This is a genomic window from Neorhizobium sp. 2083 (assembly GCF_031455615.1).
Classification (GTDB): Bacteria; Pseudomonadota; Alphaproteobacteria; order Rhizobiales; family Rhizobiaceae; genus Neorhizobium.
Genome location: NZ_JAVDTC010000008.1, coordinates 138899 through 160824 on the forward strand (window position 1 = coordinate 138899; position 21926 = coordinate 160824).

Sequence of the window (21926 nt, forward strand, 5' to 3'; positions counted from 1 at the left end):
CGCGACCGGCAAGGATCAGCTCAACCTCAACGCCTCGAACGGGGGACACGCAAATGACCAAACACAAGAGACAGATACGGCTCGGAGCCTTCATCATGGCGACCGGCCACCACGTCGCCGCCTGGCGCCATCCTGACGCGCAGGCCGACGCAGGACTGAACATCGATCACTACCGGGAACTCGCGCAGACGGCGGAGCGCGGCAAGTTCGATCTGGTGTTCGTAGCGGACAGCCCCGCAGGATGGGAGCAGGCAAAGGACCCGGAAGCGCTCCGCCGTTCTTCCCAGGGCGCCCATTTCGAACCCGTGACCCTATGGGCCGCGCTGTCGCAGACCACGAGCCGTATTGGCTTCGTCGCCACCGCGTCCACCACCTACGAGGACCCCTATCTTCTGGCCCGAAAATTCGCCTCGCTCGACTATATCTCCAAGGGACGGGCTGCCTGGAATGTGGTCACGACGAGCGCCGACGTTTCCAAGAACTTTTCCATCCCCGGTCATCCCGCCCATGCCGACCGCTATGCACGGGCTGAAGAATTCGTCGATCTGGTGAAAGGTTTGTGGGATAGCTACGAAGACGATGCCTTCATCCGCGACAAGGAAAACGGCATCTATCTCGATCCAGACAAGATACATCTCGTGGATCACAAGGGACAGTTCTTCTCCGTCACCGGTCCGCTCAATGTCGGCCGTCCCGTGCAGGGCTACCCGGTCATCGTGCAGGCCGGCGCCTCCGAACCCGGCCGCGAGCTTGCCGCGAGAACGGCAGAAATGATCTTCACCGCCAACCAGACGCTCGAGGATGCCCAGGAGTTCTATTCGGACGTCAAGGGACGGCTCGCCCGTTATGGACGCAGTCAGGACGACCTTCTGATCAGTCCCGGCATATTCCCCGTTCTCGGCGGAACGGAAAAGGAGGCGCAGGAGAACTACGATTATATCCAGTCGCTCGTTCACCCCTCCATTGCCTGGAATATTCTCGCCCGCCACTACAAGGGCGTCGATCTCTCCGGTTATTCGCTGGACGACCCTGCCCCGCCATTGCCCCAGGATACGGAGCTCAACAAAAGCCGTCTCAAACTGGTCACCGATCTGGTATCGCGAAACAATTTGACGCTACGCCAGTTCTATCTGGCCGTTGCGACCGCCCGTGGCCATCGCACGGTCGTCGGCACGCCCGAACAGATTGCGGATGCGATGCAGCTGTGGTTCGAGAATGGCGCTGCCGACGCCTTCAACATCATGCCGCCGGTGCTTCCTGCCGGATTGACGGACTTCGTGGATCAGGTGGTACCCATCCTGCGCAAGCGTGGTCTTTTCCGGCATGAATATGAAGGGACGACCCTTCGCGAAAACCTTGGCCTCAAGCGACCGCAAAACGGTTTCGCACTTCGATCCCAGCTTGAGCAGAAGACCCGGGCTGCGGTTTGATGCCGGTATTTCAGTGAAATATCCTGGCCTTGCGCTGACCGGATCGCCATCAGTTCCGGGCCGGGACGCTTGCTCGTGCCCTCCCGGGCACGGCTCGCTCAGGCACTCAGTGCCCGCTTCCGGTCATGTGCGAAGCCAATCGCTTCCGATTGCGGCATTGCCTTGCCGAAAATGTAGCCCTGGCCGATATCGCAGCCCTGGCTCAGGAAATAGGCGAGCTGCGAATTCTCCTCGATCCCTTCGACCGTGGTCTTGAGGTTGAGACTGCGGCTCAATCCGAGCATGGCGTCGATGATCTTGGCGTTCTTGTCGTTGTGAGTGAAACTCGACACGAAGCTTTTGTCGATCTTGATCTTGTCGAACTTGAACCGCGCCAGCTGGGCCAGGCTGGAATATCCGGTCCCGAAATCGTCGAGCGCCACCTGGATGCCGGCGGCGTGGAACTGCTCGATCGTGGCGGCGGCAAGATCAGGGTCGCTGATCAGGGCGTTTTCGGTGATCTCGATCTCCAGCCGGGACGGCGCCAGGCCTGTCTGCTGCAGGATATGGAGAATGCGGCTTGCCAGCAGCCGGTCTTCGATCTGGACAGGAGAAACGTTGAAAGAGAGCGAGAAAGGTCCCGGCCAGAGCTGCGCATCACGGCAGGCTTTCGACAGAAGCTGCTCGAACAGAGTGGTAATAAGGCCGGTCTCCTCGGCCACGGCGATGAATTGCTGCGGCGAAACGAACACTCCACCCTTGTTCCACCGCGCAAGCGCTTCGAACCCGCAGAGTTCTCCCGTCCGGAGATTGATCAGCGGCTGATAGAACGGTTCGATCCTGCCGTCGTCGATGGCGCGGCGAAGTTCACCTTCGAGCTTGGCCCGTTCGGAGACCTTCTCCTGCATTTCGGGCTGGAACAGAGCATATTGGTTGTGCCCCCGGCTCTTTGCCTCGTAGAGCGCAACGTCCGACCGATGACAAACTTCCTCAAGCGAGCTGCCGTGATCCGGGATGCGGGCATAACCGACGCTGGCACCGACCTCGGTCGGCAGGGTGCCGATCCGGACCGGGCGGGAGACCGAATGGATGAGCAGCTGCGCGAAGAGCTCCTCCTTCTCCGGCGAGAGGTTGCGGGCCACCGCGACGAATTCATCTCCGCCAAAGCGGAAGACGCACTCATATTCGGCCAACGCGCAGATCCGCCTCGACACTTCCTTCAGAAGGGCGTCGCCCCCTTGATGACCGAGAAGATCGTTGACCTTTTTGAACCCGTCGAGATCTATCGAAAACACCGTCGCCGTCCGCGGTCCGGTTTCCTCGTCCGGTTCCTGCCGATTTTCATCGAGTTGCGAAAGCACGAGCCTGTCGAACGCATAGCGGTTGGGAAGTTTCGTCAGATGATCGTGCGTGGCAATGTGATCGGCCTCGTCAAAGGCGTTGCGCCGATTCAGCATTTCGTTGCGCATATCGAGAATACGCAGCGCCGAATAGGCAAAACTCGCAAGACCTGCGACGAGAAGTATGATGATGACTACGTGGGCTTTTCCCGAACTGATCGACTGAACCAGCTCAAGCAGCAGGTCTTCGTAGGTTATACAACCGACGAGCAGCAACATCGCGACGGCTGTCACCTGCGCCAACTGCCTGCCAGCTTTGCTTTCCAGAAAATCCTTCATCTACTCCTCCAACTCTGCGATCCTAGGATAAACAGTTAAAGGATTCATTATTCAGAGTTGTGCAAAGCAACCGAACTTCATGATACGGCCGCACGGAAGGTTATGTCGGATGATGCAACACTTGGCGGGCTGAAGTTTGAGAATTTCCATGGCGATGGGCAGGCGCGGCGAACTACATCAGGCCGGAAGCGCCGACCGCGAAGGCCGGCGCTTCCGTCAATTCCTACATCTGTTCGCGTTGCGCGCCGCTGTTGGGTTTGGCAGGGCCGAGTACGGGCTTCTGCCCCAGAGCGGCGGTCATCGGCGCTGCGACAAACTCGCCCTTTCCGTCAACCGAGGTGCCTTGCGACCATCGGCCGGCAACAGGATCGCTGCCATCTGCCTGGAAGCCGAGGAAGCTGTAGCTGAATTCCTGCTTCTCCTGCTCCTGAGGGAAACTGTTCGGAATGGGGAAGGCCCCGGCGGGGCCGCCCAGCTCTTCCAGAGCCGCCATCCACTGGTTCTGGTGCATCGTGTCGCGGGCGATCAGGAACGAGAGCATGTCCTTCATGCCCGCGTCGTTCGTCATGTTGTAGAGACGCACCGCGAGCACTCTTCCGGTCGACTCCGCGGCGACATTGGCGGTCATGTCTGCGGCGATGTTTCCGCTCGCATAGATATGCGACATGTCGAAGGGTACCCCGTCCGAGTCTACCGGCATTGCCGACAAGCCCGCTGACAGCAGGTTCTTCAGGTTAATACCGCCAAGAACTGCGCCGCCGACAGGGTCCGCTGCAATTTCCTCCTTGAGGCTTAGAGGAGCGCCCTCGAGGTTCATTGCAACCGCAGTTGCCAGCATTTCGATATGCCCCAGTTCCTCGGCTGCGGTGTTCATCAGCAGATCGCGAAATTTCGGATTGCCGCGAGCCCCGCAGGCCTGGAAGAAATACTGCATGGCGACCCGGATCTCTCCTTCGACCCCGCCGATCGCCTGTTGCAGCGCCCTTGCAAAAAGGGGATCAGCAGTCTCAACACGCACCGGATACTGCAACTTGCCGTCAGTGTAGAACATTGAACTCTCCATTGTTGTCGGAGCGCTCCAAACAGCCCACAATTGCAGAAGTTGCGATCAAAGCGAGATTTTTTGAGCTCGCCCCGCACGAATGTGGAGGAACTTTGCCCGTTGCCCGCGGTTCGTATCACTCGGCTCCCGGAGTTGCCAATGACAAATCAGCTAGCGCTCAAAGACGACGATCTCGCACCGACATCGGAAGCCGGGTCCGGCGCTCTGACGATCTCCAAGGACCTTGCCTACCTTCATCTCTCCATCGTCAACGTCATTTTTTTCGGAGATCCGACGCAAGGCAAGGACTGGGTCTTGATCGATACCGGCCTACCAACCTCCAAGAGCGCTATCCTCGATGTTGCCGAGCGGCGCTTCGGGCGAGACATGCGCCCTGCCGCGATCATCGTAACGCACGGACATTTCGACCACGCAGGTTCACTTGAGGCTCTGGCGCGCCATTGGGATGTCCCCATCTATGCTCATCCGCTGGAGCTTCCCTACCTGAACGGGAGCGCGTCTTATCCTCCGGCTGATCCGCTGGTCGGAGGCGGAGCAATGGCATTATTGTCGCCGCTCTTTCCGCGCTCGCCCGTCGATGTCAGCCCATGGCTCAAGACGCTCCCGCCGGATCAGACCGTGCCCGGAATGCCGGGCTGGAAATGGCTGCACACGCCGGGACATGCCCCCGGACATATCTCACTCTGGCAGGAAAGTGATCGCATCCTGATCGCGGGCGATGCGATCATCACTACGGGACAGGAGTCGGTCTACGAGGTGATCATGCAGACATTGGAGATGCACGGCCCGCCCCGTTATTTGACGCCCGACTGGGACGAGGCGGAGCAATCCGTTGTTTTGCTGGCCGGTCTGGAACCGGATCTAGTGATCAGTGGACATGGACGCCCCGTAAAGGGTGAACATATGCGGAGCCGCCTGCATGAGCTCGCCAGAAATTTTCGGGCGGTCGCAGTTCCGGAGGGACGGTCCTTCGAGATCGATCCCGCCAAGCCGGGCAAACACAGCAACGACGCGTATCGGCCGAATCCACCTCGGTAGCTGGAACCCAGAGCCGTGACTTCAACCACTCTCGTTGCAACAATCATTGCGGCAGCCATCGCGTTCATGGTGCTGATGAAGGCTTTCTATCATCGGGGCAGCTCGCGGACCGATAGCGTCTCCAACAACCTGATGCAGTTGCGCATCTTCATCCAGGTCATCGTCCTCGGCCTCATCCTTCTCGCGCTTTGGCTCAGCGGCGGCGGTCGCCCGGACTGACGCCATGGAAATCGATCCCGCATCTGTTTTTGACCAAAGCGACGTTGCCGGAGCCCGCCGCCTAAACCGGGTCCTCTCGTGGCTGCCTCGCTATCATACCGGCAGGCGGGTCAATGCGCGGCTGATCAACGGCCTCCTGAAACTGGGCCAGCGAGTCGTACCGGACAGGCAGACGAAAGGAATCGAGATCAAGACATTGAAGCTGCCTTTTGAAGGCCGAGACGTTCCGGTACGTATACTGCAGGCCACATCGACCCCCGCTGCCCTGTTCCTTCACTTTCACGGCGGCGCGTGGGTGCTTGGCAACAGCCGGCTCGACGACGGCTGGAATGCCGGGATCGCAAGAGCGTGTAACGTCACAGCCGCGAGTGGCGACTTCCATCTGGCGCTGGACGACAATCTCGACCGCGCGATCGAGGATGCAGTCAATATTGCCGACTGGGCGTTGGACCATCTTGCTGCCTTCGGGACGCACAAGCTCATTGTGGAAGGAGAATCTTCCGGAGCGCATCTCGCGGCCTGCGCGCTCCAACGTCTTGCGGCGCGGCGCTCGTTGAAAGCGGTCGCCGGTTTCGTTTCTCTTTGCGGTGCTTTCAACATGGCGGGCTCAAGACGCCTAAAGGCATCCGGAAGCGAGCTGATCGTTGATCCCGCGTCTGCCTTGAAAAACCTTCGGAGGCTGACCCGCCCCCTATCCGCAGATGCGGCCATAAACCCCACCGTCTCTCCACTTTTTGCAGATCTTGCCGGCATGCCCCCAGCACTGTTCATAGCCGGAGCTCTGGATCCCATTGCGGAAGACAGTCGGGACATGCATGCTCGGTGGCAGGCACAGGTCGGAGACTCGGATATCCTCGTCGCACCCGAAGCGCCTCACGGCTTCGAACGGCTGCCGACGCAACTTGCTGCCAAAACACGCAGGTTCATGTACGGATGGATCAACCGCGCAATCGAAACTTCTCTCAGTTGATGTCGCGCCTAGATATCGCTCCACTGAGCGCCTCGGAAAGCTCGGCAAGCTGGTACGGCTTGCGCAGGATCCGGATGCCCTGTGCTTCTGCCGCCTGTTTGGCAGCCTCGGAATATCCGCTCGTCAGCAGGATCGGCAGTTCGGCGCGACGCGACCGGATTTCCTTTGCCAGCTCCACGCCATCCATTCCCCCCGGCATCATGATGTCCGAGAACACCACGTCTACCTGACGACCGTTGGCGAGAGCACCCAGAGCGGCGGCCGCCGTCGCGGCACGCACGACCTGGTAACCGAGATCGTCCAGCATCTCGCTGACAAGCGCCGCGACCTCATCGTCATCCTCGACGAGCAGGACGCTTCCCGCCGAAGCCGGACGTCGTGGCGCCACGTGCATATCCGCCAGGTGGCGCTCATCCGGGCCGGGCTCCTTGGAGGAGCGGGGCAACAGGAGGGCGATCCTGGTCCCACGGCCAACCTCGCTTTCGATCTCTATCCTCCCGCCGGATTGCTGCACGAACCCGTGCACCTGGGCGAGGCCGAGGCCGGACCCTTTGCCGATGTCCTTCGTGGTAAAGAAGGGTTCGAACACCCGCGCCTGCACCTCGCGGGTCATTCCCGTGCCGTTGTCGCTGACGGAAACCCGGACGAAATCCCTGGTGGCGCCCTCCTGATGCGAAAGCGGAACATTTTCTCCGCGGATTTCGATCGTGCCGCCTTTCGGCATCGCGTCGCGCGCGTTGACCGCAAGATTGAGAACAACAAGCTCCAGTTCGCTTGCATCAACCTCGACCGGCCATAGGTCCGGCGAGAATTCCAGGGTGACAAGGATATCGCCCCGAAGACTGCGGTCGAGCAGCTCCCGCATCCCTCCGATCTGGCGGGCCAGATCGACCGTCTGCGGTTTGAGCTCCTGGCGACGGGAAAAGGCCAGGAGCTGTCGGGTCAGGCCCGATCCGCGTTCGGCTGCCTGGCGCATTCCATCCATCAGCCTTTTGCGCTTGGCGGGATCCGTCTGCCGGTCGAGCATTTCCAGCCCGCCGGAAATGACCATCAGCAGATTGTTGAAATCGTGAGCCACGCCCCCAGTCAACTGGCCGATCGCTTCGATCTTCTGTGCCTGCCGAAGCTTTTCCTCGACATGCGCGCGTACCGTCATCTGGTCGCGCAGGGCCTCGTTCGCAGCTTCGAGCTCCTTCGTGCGCAAAACAACCTGCTTCTCCAGTTCCTGGGCAGCCTGCTCGCGCTCTTCCAGGAGCACGCGCAGCTCCAACTGCCGGGTCCTCGCCCGAAGCGCCGACTGCATCGTGCTGACCAGGGTCAGGGTCTGCACCGGGCGCTCGAGGAGAGCCACGTTGCGCAGAGAGCTGATCAGGCTGCGCCGCCACACCTCGATTCCGGTCTGTTCCTGGCGGCTGGTCAACAGGATGAAAGGAAGGTCCGACCACGGCCCTTGCTCGGCAACCCACTTGAACAGCAAGTTTGCATCTTTGCCAAACAGAGCCTCTTCAGCAACAAATACGGCTGCGGCTCCCGACCGAAGCGATTCCACGAGACCCGCAAGATCGCCACAGGCCTTTGCGGAGATCCCGCTCCGGCCAAGCAGATCGACGGAGGCGGCAGCATCTCTGCCGACCGGAGCAAAGACAATGACTGGACCTAGTCGATGTTCACTTGGCACTGTTACTCTCGTCTGCCTTACTCATAGCGGGGTGACCGAAAAATGAGGCGATCCGGCCAATACGCCGGTGAAGCCAAGTGTCGGCGGGCCGAGCTTGATACCTTGGTCGGAAAGGCTGAACTCACGCACGCTGTGTTCGTGCCTGCCACTTCGCTTCTTGACGACCGAAATCGCTCGGCGCACGGTGCCGTCCATCTCGAAATAGCGCAGCATGACAACAGCATCGCTCAGATAGCTCAGGTCGAGCGGAGCCTCGAGCGGACCCATGAGCCCATGTTGGGCAAGGACAAGGATCGTCAGCACCCCTCTCTGACCGAGATAGCTGAGCAGCTCGTGCATCTGCAGGATCAGAAACCGCTCGTCGGGCATGGCGTTCATATAGCCGTTCAAACTGTCGATGACGATGATCCGTGCGCCGTCGACCTCGACACTCTTCTGGACGTTGGCCGTGAATTCTCCCGGCGAAAGCTCCGCAGGATCGATCTGCTGCAAGCGGATCAACCCGCTCTCCAACCGGCTTTGCAGGTCGAAGCCAAGATTTCTGGCGCGGGCTTTCAGTGTGCCGCTTCCTTCGTCGAAGGCATAAACCACGGAATGTTCGCCTCGGTCTGCGGCCGCCAAAGCGTAGGTTAGAGCGAGCGAGGATTTTCCGACGCCGGCGGCTCCGAGAAACAGCGCGTTCGTGCCTCGTTCAAACCCGCCGCCGAGCATCTCATCGAGCTCCCTGTTGCCGCTGGGCGTATATTCCTCGTCGAAGTCCCGATGATGCTCCGCGGCTACCAGGCGCGGAAAAATGTGGACGCCGCCCGTCTCGATGGTGAAATCGTGGTAACCGCCGCGGAACTTGATGCCACGCATCTTGATGACCCTGAGGCGGCGCCTTTCGCCACCGTAATCTATGGCAAGCTGCTCCAGCAGCACGACCCCGTGCGAAATGGAATGAAGCTGCAGGTCGTTCTGTTGGGACGAAAGATCGTCAAGAAGAATGACGGTGCACTGGCGGCTGGCGAAGAAATGTTTGAGGGCGAGCACCTGCCGGCGGTAGCGCAGCGGGCTGTGAGCGAGCAGGCGCAATTCTGAAAGGCTATCGACCACGACGCGCTTCGGATTGAGCTCGGAGACGCGATCCAGAATGAGTTTCGTCGTCTCGTTGAGTTCCATCTCTGCCGGATGGAAGACAGTCAGCTCGCGGTCGGGATCGAGGGTCGTCTCCGGCGGGACGAGCTCAAAAACGCTGACGCCGTCAAGCGACCAGCCGTGACGAGTAGCGACAAGCTCCAGCTCGCGTTCCGTCTCGGAGAGCGTGATATACAGCACCCGCTCCCCCTGGCGCACGCCTTCGAGCAGGAATTGCAGAGCAATCGTCGTCTTGCCGGTGCCGGGACGGCCCTCATAGAGGTAGAGTCGGTTTTCGTCGAGACCGCCGTCAAGCACAGCATCCAGCCCGGCCACTCCGGTTGAAATACGCGGAGCACCATCAAGCTCCGCCTCCACGTTTCGTTCTGTCATTTTTACCCTGTACAATCGGATCTGTTGGACAGGGGCATATAGAACGCGCGGGACAAGCCTCAAGTGGCTGCCAAAACGCAATTGTTTGAAGGCAGTAGCGGAATCCATGTCACAATTCCGGTCGCCTGCGTTCCTTCGCACGCCGCCTGCTCTACTTCAAATAACTGAGGAAAGCTTGCCTTTAGCCTTTGCGGGTGGGTTCTGGTCTCATCCAGAGCAGGAAATACCTTCGAAACCAACCTGGGAAAGCTGGCTTCGCGGTCAATTATGAATTACCGGGCTTGCCGACGGACTGCAGGGGAATATTCAATCGGATCGAAAGACCGCTTGGCTGCCATTCCCGCGTGAGATTTCCGTTCAATCCCTGAAGGATCGTCCGTTCCAGGCGAGTCCCGAAGCCCGGTTGCTGATCTTCAATTCTGCGTGACGCGCGTCCGCCCGTCTCCGACCACACAAGCTCCAGCATCTCCCCGCGCCGTGTTACCGTGACCTCGAGCCGGCCTTCGGGGACCGACAGGCAACCGTATTTGGCGGCGTTGGTCGCAAACTCATGGAAAAGCAGCGCGAGGTTCGTCACCTTGTCGGCCGTCACATGCACGTCTCCCCCATGCAGGCGCCAACGCTCTCCCTCCTTGCCCTCATAGGGAGCAAGGATGCTGGACAGCAGCTGAAACAGCGTCGCCGACTTTTCACGGAAGGCATCGTTGCCGGTAAAGCTCGGCAACGTCATTTCGTGAGCGCGAGAGAGTGCCATCAGCCGCTCCTTCATGCTGCCGGCGAGCTCCTCCGATGTCTGGGTGTTACGAGCCGCAAGAGTAATGAGACTGCCCGTGATCGCGAACAGGTTCTTCACGCGGTGGTGCATTTCCCGCAGCAGCAGATCCTGGTGTTCGGCGGCACGCTTGCGATCAGAAATGTCCCGCGCGATCTTCGAAGCGCCGATGATCTTTCCGTTTGCATCTCTGATCGGCGAGATCGTCAACGAGATATCGATGGGCGAGCCGTCCTTCCGCCTGCGGATCGTCTCGAAATGATCGACCCGTTGACCAGCATGGATCTTCGCCAGGATGGCCGGCTCCTCATCCAGACGGTCTTCGGGGATAAGGATGGTAATCGGCTTGCCCACGACCTCCTCGGCCAGATACCCGAACACGCGCTCGGCTCCCCTGTTCCAGGTGGTGATGATTCCAGACAAGCTCTTGCTGATGATTGCATCATCCGATGATTCGATGATCGCTGCCAGAAATGCCGCCGCATCATGTCCCGGCTGGGCTGCCTTCACCGCCTCCTGGGGGTCGTGGAGGCGATCATTGGCGTCCTCGCCCTTGCGGCTATCATTCGACGTCTGCGTCATAACCCATATCTCATCCAGGGGACGGTGCGGGAACAGGAAACATTCAGGAGACAATAATTGCTATTTGTCAAAAAGAAAGCCCGCAAGATAGATAGTCAGCTGCAAATTCAGCTGAAAGATCTGCAATTTTTGGAGTAGGCCAGAGCGATAGGCTCACCAAATTCCGGCGGGCATCACAAGCGTTGACTGCCTTGATCGAACGGGCATGAATTGTCTTCAAGGGGGGATCTCATCTCCTCATCCGAGCCTCGACAGTTTTCACGGCACTCATGGCCGTAGAAGAGTCCCGCCAGCCGAAGGCCCTGCCAATCTCAAGAAATGAGAGGCCGAACACTTCCCGCAGTTCCCACATCAACAACCGGCGTGTTTCCACCACCTTTTTCAGAGCCGATCGACCCACAAGGTCGTGGTAAGGGACGTCAAGATCGACCGCGCGCTTCTTGAGATACAGGACCTCGGGGCGCACCATCTGGTTTGCAAGATGGAGCTGGTAGGCGCGCATGTGGGAGTCGAAATGGATCTCCGCGCCTTTCCATTCTGGAATGGCATCGACGTCCTGGCCGTTGTTTTCTCTCAGCCGTGCGCGTTTCACAGCATCTGCAAACCGTTGCCGGCGGGCTTTGTGCTCCTCTTTAAGCTTGGCTTCGAACGTAAGGGGTGTGGGAACGTGAATTGTCATTTTATGAACCGCGAGCAGGCAAGCAAATGCTTCGCAATAGCGAACGCAGATCAAGCCATCTCGATGAAAAGGTGGACGCATCTGACCATCCGGGCAGCAAGGCTCTCGGAGGTGCTTTGAGGTTTCACGATCCAGCCGCAGGGGCACTCAAGCCCGCGATCGTATTCAATATATCGGCATCAGGCCCAAGCGTTTCAAGCGACGAAAAGATGATCAGCCCGTTGCGACATGCCCCCTGAAGGCTGGATCGCGTTGCCAGCGGACTCACGCAGAGGCCAAGCCGTGGCCTGGCCTCTCGCTTCCTTCATCCAGATGACATTGGCTTTCCGTCTGGAAGGCTTAGTGTGGCCGGCTGTTCGGAAAGTTCTTTGCGTCATCCGTCTGGTAAGTGCCCGCTTCCTCAACGATCCGCTGACGCGCGACTTCATGTACGTCAGAGGCCACTGACGCTGCTTTCCGGTAGACATCCGCGGCAACGTTCTCTGCCTGGTCGAGCGTCTGGGCAGTCTTTTCCGAGAGCCGCTCCCGGACGTCATCCGACGCCTCGCCCAACATCTCGTCCTCGGCACGGGTCGATGGAAATGCTGCGCCGATGGCCGCTCCCGCCGCGAATGCCAGTGCGCCGCCGATCAGCGGGATCGCGGAACGTCTGCATGAGATTGGCATTGAGATGGGCCGCCTCATCCCATGTGCTGCTTGCAGCACCCGTCGCAGACTTACCCATTGACTGTGCCGCCTGGCCGATGTGACTCCATGCCCGGGCCGTCCAGCCGGAAGCCTCCTCGAAGAGCTTGCCGGCCTCGTCTCGAATATCATGGATCTGCTGGCCAGCTGCATCCGCAAACCCGCGATACATCTTTCCGCTCTCATCCAGGAAATGGCCGGCACGACGTCCCGTCTTGTCCGTAAGCGCCTTAAAACGTTTGCCGGACGAGTCGGCGAAATGGCTGTAGCGGTGTTCTCCCTCCGCCTGAGGTGGCCCGATCCGGCGAAGACTGCCCTCCACGGTCGCCAGAGGATAAGTATCCTCATCCTGACGGCCGGCGCCTAAAGATGGCCTGCCACTACCGGGATTGGCCATTAACCAGGCCAGACTGATTCCCATGAGCGCCACGGGTATCGGGTTCGTCTTCACCGAACTTCCGAGGTTAGCGAAATACTCTGCGCCTCCGCTTGATTTCATGTAGCCAAGCGCTTCGTCCAGGATCTGGCCCGGAGACATCCGCTGCTGGATTGCGTTGAGCTTGTCTTCGATCCGGCTGCGGTCTTCTTCGATCTCGCGCTCGATCTCCGCAGCGGTGCGACGTTCGGATGTATGGGCCATCACGTTCTCTCCTTAACAATCTGGACGTCGCGGCGAAGGGACGCTGAGGTCCGATCCATTTTTAGGTTTTCACCGCGCAGGGCGGCCAGACCGCGGGAAATCAGTCCCCACGCTGCGAGCGCGACAACAACCCCGACAACGACCGAGGAAATGGAGTCGGCGGTCGGCTCGGCAAACCCGCGGGCGACGAGAAATGCGGTCAGTCCTCTTACCAGGGCCGCAAGCAGAACCCCGATCGCCGCCAGGGCAAAAACAAGACCTGCCGCAAAAGCTTCCAGGCCCGTAAGCGCACCCGACATTTTTTCGGAAGCTTCCGCCTTTGCGAGATGGATTTCCTTGCGGAAGAGGATGGAGACGTCGCTCACAAGGCCTGTGATGAGTTCGGCAAGCGGGCGATTGTCGGTTGAATTAGCCATTGGAGCGGCCCTCCTCTTTGCCCGTATTCCGGGTTCCGCGGCTGCCCGACGCCGCCAAGAACCGGCTGGCCGCAAACCCGGCGAGAGCTGCAATCCCGAGGAAGGCAGCCGGCTGCTTGCGCCCGAAATCTTCCGCCAGGCCGGCGACCTGCCCGAGGTCTCGATCTTTGATGTCGTCAGCGAACTTCCTCATGCTGGACCCCATGCGCCTGGCCATATCCCCGACCGCGCGTTGATCACCGCCTTGCAATTCGCTGCCTGCCTTCTCGACGGCCGAGGCGACGCCCCTCAGCTGCTTCGCAATGATGTTCTTCTGCTCATTGGCCGTCTCCTTTGCCTTGTCCGCCGCCTGGGAGATCCCGTCCTTGGCCAACTGCCGGGCCGCGCTCGCATCTTCCGACATTTTTTGCTTCAGGCCGGTCGGCGCTTCCTTTGCACCGTCGGAGGCGCCCCGCGGTTCAAAACCGGAAGACGGATTTTCACTCAATGACGGGTAGCCGGACGGATTGGCGCCGTCCGGTCCTGGGGAAATATCTCTCTCTGCCATGGAATCCTCCGAAAATGTGACGACGATCGCCAACGTCGATGATCAGCGATATCAGCACGAACCGACGGAGGGTCGGAATGTTCCGGGAATCATTGCGGGATTGGCATGGCTCGACGCACGTGACGGGCGACATTCCGGCGGTTGCGGACCCTCACTTTTCGCCGGGCTGCACCGGTGCGACTTTGAAGTCGCTGGCACATGACGCTCCGCCGCGCCAAGCCCCGGTTTCCGGAAGCGGCGCAGGAGCGTTCAGGGCAGCATCTCGTTTTTTGCCGCCTGATACCCGAGCCCGGCGGAAGCCGTGAGCCCTGCCGTGCGCAGCAGGTCGATATACTCGGATTTCCGGCTTTCATCGAAACGGAACATCGGGAAGGAAATCGACATCGCAGCGATCGGTTTTCCGAGATAGTTGAAGATCGGCGCCGCCATGCATCGCACGCCCGCCTCGCTCTCCTCCACCTCCTCGGCAAAACCGCGGCTGCGGGCCAACTGCAACTGCGCAAACAATTCCTGCGGATCGGTGATGGTGCGCGGTGCGAGCTTCGTCAGCTCCATCTTGTTGATCCGCTCACGGATCTCGTCGTCATCCCGCCACGCAAGAAGCGCCTTGCCAAGCGACGTGCTGTGCAGCGGGTTGCGCAGCCCGAGCGTCGATTTCATCGAGAGACTGTAGGCGGAATCGTATTTGTGGATGTAAACGACCTTCTGGTCGCGATCGTCGAGAATACCGAGATTGACAGATTCGCCGGTCACTCTGGACAGCTTTCCCATTGCGACATCCGCCACGCGCAGCAGGTCCGTTTGCTCCGTCAGCGACCGGGCGCCGAGGCTGAAGAGTTTCAGCGTCAGGCCGTATTTTTCCGTCTCCGCATCCTGCTCCACATAACCGAGTTCAACCATGGTCTGCAGCAGGCGATGCGCAGTCGTTTTCGACGTCATGGCTCGCTGGGCAAGATCGGCGAGACTTACCTTCTTTCCCTCGACCAACGCTTCCATCACCGCGAAGACCTTGAGGACAGCCGCGACATTTTCGGTTTTTGGGTTCAGCTCTGACATATTGCTTGTTCTATTTTTTTCGAAATCACATTCTGGAATTTAGAAAAACCTGTGTCAAGATACGGAAGGAGCCTCCGGAAGGCTTCGACCGACCCGCAGAGTGCAACAGAAAAACACGGTTGAAAAGCCATCGGGAGTGTGATTTCCTAAAATCCGGAACAACATTCCGAATATTTGTGGAGGACGTCTGGCATGCATCCGCTGCTGCGGCAAAAGCGACCTTTTATTCAGCGCAGCGATGTATGCGATCTCATCGATCGGCTGACCGACAACCTCGTCCATATCGAGGATCGCACCGGGGAATTCCTGCTGCGCCTCGACGACGGCCGCGTTATCGACACCAAAGGCTGGGCAGGCTGGGAATGGACCCATGGCGTCGCTCTGTTCGGCCTTCTCAAATATTGGCAGCAGACTGGCAACCGGAAGGTGATGGATATCATCACGGGATGGTTCGAGGCACGGCTTGCTGAAGGAACGCCTACAAAGAACATCAACACCGTCGCACCGTTCCTGACACTTGCCCATCTCTACGAACTCACGGGCGACCCCAGATGGCGGCCCTATCTGGAAACATGGGCCGAATGGGTGATGTACGAAATGCCGCGCACCCGCGAAGGCGGGCTGCAGCATATCGTCTACAACAGCGTCAACGATCAGCAGATGTGGGACGACACGCTGATGATGAGCGTGTTGCCGCTTGCCAAGATCGGCCTGGTGCTCAAACGCCCGGAATTCGTGGAAGAGGCAAAATACCAGTTCCTGGTCCATGCCCAGTATCTCTCCGACACGCAGACCGGCCTCTGGTTCCACGGCTGGACGTTTGACGGGGATCACAATTTTGCCCGCGCCCGATGGGCACGCGGCAATAGCTGGATCACAATCGCCATTCCGGAATTCATCGAGCTCCTCGATCTTGCCGAAAACGATCCCATCCGCCGCCATCTGGTGTCGCTGCTCGGCCGGCAGGCAGCCGCGCTGAAGCTGCACCAGCATCCGTCTGGCCTGTGGCACACGCTGATCGATGATCCGTCGAGCTATCTGGAGGCCTCGGCGACAGCCGGCTTTGCCTATGGCCTGATGAAGGGCGTGCGCAAGCGGTATCTGGGCATCGAGTATCTGGAAACAGCCGAACAAGCCATGAAGGGCGTGATCGACAATATCAGCCCCGAGGGAGAGCTCCGGCAGGTATCTTTCGGCACGGCGATGGGCAGCGATCTCGATTTCTATCGGCAGATCAAGCTGACCTCCATGCCTTACGGGCAAGCGATGGCGATGCTTTGCCTGACCGAACTTTTGCGCAGCTTCATCTAGCGGGCTTGCGTCAAGGAAGATTGGAGCGTGTCCGGCGGGAGGAGCCGGCATTCGGCCAAGTCATGAACAACAACAACGTGCCCGGCGCCGGTAAGACGCTCCGGGGCAGAAGGAGGAGGAGGACGAAATGACCGAACTGACAAGACGAGCATTATTGGGCACGATGGGCGCGGCAGCGGCCGCGTCTGCGCTTCCGGCCATGCCGGCATTCGCTGCGGACCGCTCGATCCGGCATTATTGGTGGGGCAATCCAGAGCGCGACAAGCGCACCTTTGCCGTTATCGACGCGTTCCAGAAGAAGAATGCCGGCATCAAGGTCTCCGGCGAAACGATCGGCTGGGGCGACTACTGGACCAAGATGGCGACCCAGACGGCAGGCCGCAACATGGCCGACCTCGTGCAAATGGACTACCGCTTCCTGTTCGAATACGTCAATCGCGGCGCGCTGAAGCCGCTCGACGAATTCGCCGGCAAGAACCTGATGATCGCCGACTTCGACAAAGGCCCGCTTGATGGCGGCAGGGTCGACGGAAAGCTTTATGCCCTCAACATCGGCTCGAACAGCCAGGTCATGGTCCACAATACCCGCGCCTTCCAGGAAGCCGGCATCGATGCGGACCTCATCAACTGGACCTGGGACGACTTCGCCAAGGTCTGCGAAAAGATCACCTCCAAGTCCGGGGGCAAGATGAAGGGATCGGACGACCTGTCCCTGATGATCGAAACCTTCGAATCCTGGGTCCGCCAGAACGGCCGGGAATTCTACAGCCCGGACGGCAAGGTCGCGGCGACAGCCGCGGACGTGAGCAGCTGGTGGCAGATGTGGGCCGATCTGCGCAAGGCGGGGGTCGTTCGGGACAAGAACAAGACCGTCATTCTCGACCCGCCGATTGCCGAATCGGGCATTGCCGTAGGCGACACCGCCATGTCCCACTACTGGTCCAACCAGCTCGTCGGCATTCAGGCCGTATCGAAGGACAAGATCGGCGCCGCCATGGTGCCCCACAAGGCGGGCGGCAAGCCCGGCCAGTTCATCAAGCCCTCGATGTTCCTGTCCCTCAGCCGCGACGCCAAGGACACGGAGGCCGCCATCGCCTACATGAATGCCTGGGTCAACGATCCCGAGATCACCGGCATTCTCGGCCTGGAACGCGGCATCCCCTGCTCGCCCAAGATCCGCGCGGCTCTCGCCCCGAAGCTCACCGAGGTCGAGAAGCTCTCCGTCGATTACTTCACGGCGATCCAGAGCAAGGTGGGCCCGCTGCCGCTTCCCGCCCCCAAGGGCGCCGGCGAAGTGCGGGACGCATTCATGCGGATCGGCACCGACGTCGTCCTCGGCAAGGTGGAGGTTGCAAAAGCCGCGGGCACCTTCATCGAGGACGCCCAGGCTATCATCGAACGCGCCCAGTAACAGGCGCTGGAATATCGAGGCCCCCGTCACTCCCGCGGCGGGGGCCTCTCTTCCGACAACAAGGTCGTTTCGATGAGACGTTTTTTTGCCCGCAACGCCCCGGCCTACGTGTTTCTTCTTCCATGGCTGATCGGGTTCTTCCTGCTCGCCCTGGGCCCGATCCTTGCGTCGCTTTATCTCTCCTTCACCCGCTACGACATGGTGAGCGCCCCCCGATGGATCGGCTGGGGCAATTACGAATACATGTTCACGCGCGACCGGCGCTTCTGGAAAGCACTGGAAGTGACTTTTTCCTATGTTGCCCTGGCTGTGCCCGCCCGCCTGATCATGGCGCTCGGCGTGGCCATGCTCCTCGACAAGGGCTTGCGGACGATCGGCGTTTACCGGGCGATCTTCTACCTGCCGTCCCTGCTCGGCGCTTCCATCGCCATCGCGATATTGTGGCGCCAGCTTTTCGCGGCCGATGGCGTGGTCAATCAGGTACTGGCGATGGTCGGAATCCAGGGCGCCTCTTGGATAACCGATCCCGATACCTCGCTCTATACACTGGTCGTGCTGGCCATGTGGCAGTTCGGTTCGCCGATGCTCATCTTTCTGGCCGGCCTGCGGGGCATTCCGCGCGATCTCTACGAAGCGGCGGAAATCGACGGGACGCCGCGCTGGCGGCAGTTTACCCGCATCACGTTACCGCTTCTTGCCCCGGTGATTTTCTTCAATCTGGTTCTGCAGACCATCGAGTCCTTCAAGACCTTTTCCAGCGCCTTCATCATCTCCAACGGCACCGGCGCACCGGCAGACAGCCTACTGTTTTATACGGTCTATCTGTTCAACGAGGCCTTCAAGTTCTTCCGCATGGGCTATGCATCGGCGCTTGCCTGGTTCCTGCTGGTCATCATAGCCGCCTTCACCGCGATCGCCTTCTTCACGTCGAAATATTGGGTGCATTATGAAAACGAGCGCGACTGATCTGGAACTTGCCATCCAGATGGATGAGGCCGCGCGCGTCGCTCACGAGCTGCGGCTGAAACGCGACAGGCGTGAGCGCAACGGCCGGATCCTGAAGCATATCTTCCTGATCGTCGTGTCATGCGTCATGCTCTATCCGCTGTTCTGGCTGCTGGCATCCTCCCTGAAGCCGGAAAACGAGATTTTCGGCAGCCTGACACTCTGGCCATCCGAATTTCATTTCGAGAACTATACGAAGGGCTGGTACGCCCTGCCGATATCCTTCACGGTCTTCTATGTGAACTCGGCGATCGTCACCATCCTGTCGGTGATCGGCAACCTCATCTCCTGTTCGTTCGCGGCCTACGCCTTCGCACGGCTGAACTTCACCGGACGCAGCTTCTTCTTCGCGTTGATGATGATGACCCTGATGATCCCCTATCACGTGGTCCTCATCCCGCAATATGTCCAGTTCCTGAACCTCGGCTGGGTCGATACCTATCTGCCGCTGGTCGTGCCGCGCTTCCTTGCCTCCGATGGCTTCTTCATCTTTCTGATGGTGCAGTTCTTTCGGCAGCTGCCGCGCGAGCTGGACGAGGCCGCCATGATCGACGGCTGTTCGCCCTTCAAGATCTACTGGGCGATCATACTGCCGCTTTCGCTGCCGGCCATGGGCACGGCGGCGATCTTTTCGCTGATCTGGGTTTGGGAGGACTTCCTCGCCCCGCTCATCTACCTCAACGACATCAAGAGCTATACCGTGCCGCTGGCGCTTCGCCTCTTCCTCGATCAGGAGGGGCAATCCGCCTATGGCCAGATGTTCGCGATGTCGGTCCTTTCGCTGGTCCCGGTCGTCATCTTCTTCGGCCTGTTCCAGAAACTCATCGTGCGCGGCATCGCCACCTCCGGAATGAAATAGGGAACAAGACGCATGGCAGGATTGACGCTTCGAAACGTCGGCAAGCGCTATGGAGCGCTGTCCATCATCCAGGGACTGAATCTGGACATCCATGACGGCGAGTTCCTCGTTCTCGTCGGGCCGTCGGGCTGCGGAAAGTCGACGCTCCTGCGCATGATCGCAGGCCTCGAAGACATCAGCGAAGGAACGATCTCGATCGGCGGAAAGGTCGTCAACGACCTGCCCGCCTCCAAGCGCGAACTTTCCATGGTGTTTCAGAGCTACGCCCTCTATCCCCATATGAGCGTGCGGAAGAACCTCGCGTTCGGTCTCCAGAACTTCAAGGTCTCGCGCACCGAGGTGGAAAGCCGGGTGGCCGAGGCCGCGCGCATCCTGCAGATCGAGCAGCTTATGGACCGCAAGCCGCGCCAGCTTTCCGGCGGCCAGAAGCAGCGCGTCGCCATCGGCAGGGCGATCGTGCGCGAGCCGCAGCTTTTCCTGTTCGACGAGCCGCTTTCCAACCTCGATGCGGAACTGCGCGTGCAGATGCGTGCGGAACTTGCCTCGCTTTACGCGCGCCTCGGCACCACCATGATCTACGTGACCCATGACCAGGTGGAAGCGATGACCATGGCAAGCCGGATCGTGGTCTTGCGCGGCGGCAAGATCGAGCAGCTCGGCACGCCGCAGGAACTCTATACCCGGCCGCAGAACCTGTTCGTTGCAGGTTTCATCGGCTCGCCGAAGATCAACATGCTCAAGGCAAGAACGACGCGCGGGGCCGGCAAGACCGTGGTGTCGGTGGAAGGCATGCCCGACTTCGCCATCCCCGAACTTCCGGCCGAGGATCAAGCGCTGACTTTATGCGTCCGGCCTTCATCGCTGCGGGTCGGCGACGGCGACGTTACGGGCCAAGGCACGATCCGGCTGGTGGAATATCTGGGCAGCGAAACCCTGCTGCACATCACCCTGCCGTCGGGCCAGGTGCTGCTGGCCTGCGACAATGGGCGCAAGCCCTATCGGATCGGTGACCCGGTCACCATCGGGTTCGACCTCTCCGACCTCCACTATTTCGATAGCAGGGGTCAACGCCTCGAAATTATCCAGAACGAAAGCCAAGCACAGTGAAGATCGCCATTGTTGGATGCGGCTCGCGGCATCAGATGTTCCGCAATTCCGTTGTCGAAGATTACGCTGATAAACATGAGATCGTCGCTCTCTGCGATAGCAACGCGCATCGCCTCGGCGAAGCGGCGCAGGCGGCCTCGAAGCCTGGGACGAACGGTGTCGCAACTTACCTCGCCGCGGATTTCGACCGCCTGATCGCAGAACAGAGGCCGGATACGGTCGTTGTCGCGACGCCGGATTTCCTGCATGCCGACTACATCGTTCGCGCCTTCGAGGCCGGCTGCGATGTCATCTGCGAAAAGCCGCTGACGATCGATCTCGGCCGCCTCAAGCAGATCGTCGATGCCCAGGCGCGTACCGGCCGAAAGGTCACCGTGACTTTCAACTATCGCTATTCGCCGGCACGCACCCAGATCAAGGAACTAATCTCATCGGGAGCGATCGGCACGGTGACGGCGGTCGATTTCCGCTGGCATCTCGACCGGGTTCACGGCGCCGATTACTTCCGCCGCTGGCACCGCCAGAAGGAGAATTCCGGCGGGCTGCTGGTCCACAAATCGACCCACCATTTCGATCTTCTCAACTGGTGGCTGGGAACGGTGCCGACGGAAGTCCTGGCCTCCGGCCGCCGTGTCTTCTATCGCCCCGAAATGGCGGTGGAGCTCGGTCTCGCCGGCCGCGGCCCACGCTGCAGCGACTGTCCCGTCGCCCATAAATGCGATTTCCGCCTCGACCTCGCGGCCGACGAGAACCTGCGCAAACTCTATGTGGAGGCCGAGCACGAAGACGGTTATTTCCGCGATCTCTGCGTGTTCGACGAAGAGATCGGCATCGAGGATACGATGCAGGCGCATATCCGCTACGCCTCGGGCGTCACTGCCAATTACACGCTGACGGCCTATTCGCCCTGGGAAGGACTGGAGATCAAGTTCCAGGGCACTAAGGGCGACATTACCCATCGCCATGTCGAGGTCCACGGGGTGTTCGGCGGTAAACGTGCCCATGCGGACGAAGATGCAATCACGACGGAGCTCCATCTGGCCGGCGAGCCTGCGCGCCAGCTCGCGGTTCCGAAAGCGACGGGGGATCACGGCGGCGCGGATCCGGTCATGCTGGGTTATATCTTTGATCCCGAAAGCATGCAGCCCGACCCTTATGGCCGAGCTTCCGACCATGTCGCTGGCGCCTGGTCCATCCTCACCGGCATCGCCGCCAACGCGTCGATAGACACAGGCTCGTTGGTGAACATCCAATCCATGCTTCGCGCGCGCGGCATCCACCTTAACAGGTAG

At 60.0% G+C, this 21926-nt stretch carries 19 protein-coding genes and 1 pseudogene; 10 read left to right on the plus strand and 10 right to left on the minus strand.

What is annotated here, in order from left to right:
- The first annotated feature begins 53 nt into the window (after nt 1–53).
- Complete coding sequence (locus J2X76_RS26325) at nt 54–1430, plus strand: LLM class flavin-dependent oxidoreductase (RefSeq protein ID WP_310220515.1); 1377 nt, start codon at nt 54–56, stop codon at nt 1428–1430.
- Nucleotides 1431–1528: 98 nt separating this feature from the next.
- On the opposite strand, the gene J2X76_RS26330 is transcribed toward J2X76_RS26325, so the two are convergent.
- Nucleotides 1529–3088: an EAL domain-containing protein gene (locus J2X76_RS26330; protein ID WP_310220516.1), complete on the minus strand. Its 1560-nt coding sequence runs from the start codon at nt 3086–3088 to the stop codon at nt 1529–1531.
- A gap of 223 nt (nt 3089–3311) precedes the next feature.
- Nucleotides 3312–4139 carry a manganese catalase family protein gene (locus J2X76_RS26335; RefSeq protein WP_310220518.1) on the minus strand — a complete coding sequence of 276 codons (828 nt, stop codon included), beginning with the start codon at nt 4137–4139 and terminating at the stop codon, nt 3312–3314.
- 150 nt (nt 4140–4289) lie between these two features.
- Here J2X76_RS26335 and J2X76_RS26340 point away from each other — a divergent pair, with 150 nt between their 5' ends.
- From J2X76_RS26340 to J2X76_RS26350, 3 genes are read left to right on the plus strand one after another with little or no spacing between them, the layout of a single operon-like run.
- Nucleotides 4290–5189 carry an MBL fold metallo-hydrolase gene (locus tag J2X76_RS26340; protein ID WP_310220519.1) on the plus strand — a complete coding sequence of 300 codons (900 nt, stop codon included), beginning with the start codon at nt 4290–4292 and terminating at the stop codon, nt 5187–5189.
- Nucleotides 5190–5204: 15 nt separating this feature from the next.
- A complete protein-coding gene (locus J2X76_RS26345) occupies nt 5205–5408 on the plus strand; it encodes an HIG1 domain-containing protein (protein WP_310220520.1) in 204 nt (67 codons plus the stop codon).
- 4 nt (nt 5409–5412) lie between these two features.
- Nucleotides 5413–6378, plus strand: coding sequence for an alpha/beta hydrolase fold domain-containing protein (locus J2X76_RS26350; RefSeq protein WP_310220521.1), 966 nt, complete (start codon nt 5413–5415; stop codon nt 6376–6378).
- On the opposite strand, the gene J2X76_RS26355 is transcribed toward J2X76_RS26350, so the two are convergent.
- From J2X76_RS26355 to kdgR, 8 genes and pseudogenes are all read right to left on the minus strand, one after another.
- Entirely contained in the window at nt 6371–8056 is a 1686-nt protein-coding gene (locus J2X76_RS26355) for an ATP-binding protein (RefSeq protein WP_310220522.1), read from the minus strand. The genes J2X76_RS26350 and J2X76_RS26355 overlap by 8 nt on opposite strands.
- 21 nt (nt 8057–8077) lie before the next feature.
- Nucleotides 8078–9565 (minus strand): ATPase domain-containing protein, encoded by a 1488-nt coding sequence (locus J2X76_RS26360; RefSeq protein ID WP_310220594.1) that lies wholly within the window; start codon nt 9563–9565, stop codon nt 8078–8080.
- Nucleotides 9566–9830: 265 nt separating this feature from the next.
- Nucleotides 9831–10919, minus strand: coding sequence for a PAS domain S-box protein (locus J2X76_RS26365; RefSeq protein WP_310220523.1), 1089 nt, complete (start codon nt 10917–10919; stop codon nt 9831–9833).
- A 229-nt stretch (nt 10920–11148) separates the two neighbouring features.
- Nucleotides 11149–11679, minus strand: coding sequence for a helix-turn-helix domain-containing protein (locus tag J2X76_RS26370; RefSeq protein WP_310220524.1), 531 nt, complete (start codon nt 11677–11679; stop codon nt 11149–11151).
- Nucleotides 11680–11937: 258 nt separating this feature from the next.
- Nucleotides 11938–12922: pseudogene (locus tag J2X76_RS26375) on the minus strand (DUF3618 domain-containing protein).
- Nucleotides 12922–13338 (minus strand): phage holin family protein, encoded by a 417-nt coding sequence (locus tag J2X76_RS26380; RefSeq protein ID WP_310220525.1) that lies wholly within the window; start codon nt 13336–13338, stop codon nt 12922–12924. Before J2X76_RS26380 ends, J2X76_RS26375 begins: the two are co-directional and overlap by 1 nt.
- A complete protein-coding gene (locus J2X76_RS26385) occupies nt 13331–13885 on the minus strand; it encodes a nutrient deprivation-induced protein (RefSeq protein WP_310220526.1) in 555 nt (184 codons plus the stop codon). The genes J2X76_RS26380 and J2X76_RS26385 overlap by 8 nt, the downstream gene beginning before the upstream one ends.
- Before the next feature lie 249 nt (nt 13886–14134).
- Nucleotides 14135–14941, minus strand: a complete 807-nt coding sequence (gene kdgR / locus J2X76_RS26390) for a DNA-binding transcriptional regulator KdgR (RefSeq protein WP_113128169.1) — start codon at nt 14939–14941, stop codon at nt 14135–14137.
- Nucleotides 14942–15133: 192 nt separating this feature from the next.
- On the opposite strand from kdgR, the gene J2X76_RS26395 reads away from it, so the two are divergent.
- From J2X76_RS26395 to J2X76_RS26420, 6 genes are all read left to right on the plus strand, one after another.
- Nucleotides 15134–16252 (plus strand): glycoside hydrolase family 88 protein, encoded by a 1119-nt coding sequence (locus J2X76_RS26395; RefSeq protein ID WP_310220527.1) that lies wholly within the window; start codon nt 15134–15136, stop codon nt 16250–16252.
- Nucleotides 16253–16379: 127 nt separating this feature from the next.
- Nucleotides 16380–17663, plus strand: a complete 1284-nt coding sequence (locus J2X76_RS26400) for an extracellular solute-binding protein (RefSeq protein WP_310220528.1) — start codon at nt 16380–16382, stop codon at nt 17661–17663.
- Nucleotides 17664–17735: 72 nt separating this feature from the next.
- Nucleotides 17736–18629, plus strand: coding sequence for a carbohydrate ABC transporter permease (locus J2X76_RS26405; protein WP_113128172.1), 894 nt, complete (start codon nt 17736–17738; stop codon nt 18627–18629).
- 19 nt (nt 18630–18648) lie between these two features.
- Complete coding sequence (locus J2X76_RS26410; protein ID WP_405030096.1) at nt 18649–19527, plus strand: carbohydrate ABC transporter permease; 879 nt, start codon at nt 18649–18651, stop codon at nt 19525–19527.
- A 12-nt stretch (nt 19528–19539) separates the two neighbouring features.
- Entirely contained in the window at nt 19540–20634 is a 1095-nt protein-coding gene (locus tag J2X76_RS26415) for a sn-glycerol-3-phosphate ABC transporter ATP-binding protein UgpC (protein WP_310220529.1), read from the plus strand.
- A 35-nt stretch (nt 20635–20669) separates the two neighbouring features.
- Nucleotides 20670–21926, plus strand: a complete 1257-nt coding sequence (locus J2X76_RS26420) for a Gfo/Idh/MocA family oxidoreductase (RefSeq protein WP_310220530.1) — start codon at nt 20670–20672, stop codon at nt 21924–21926.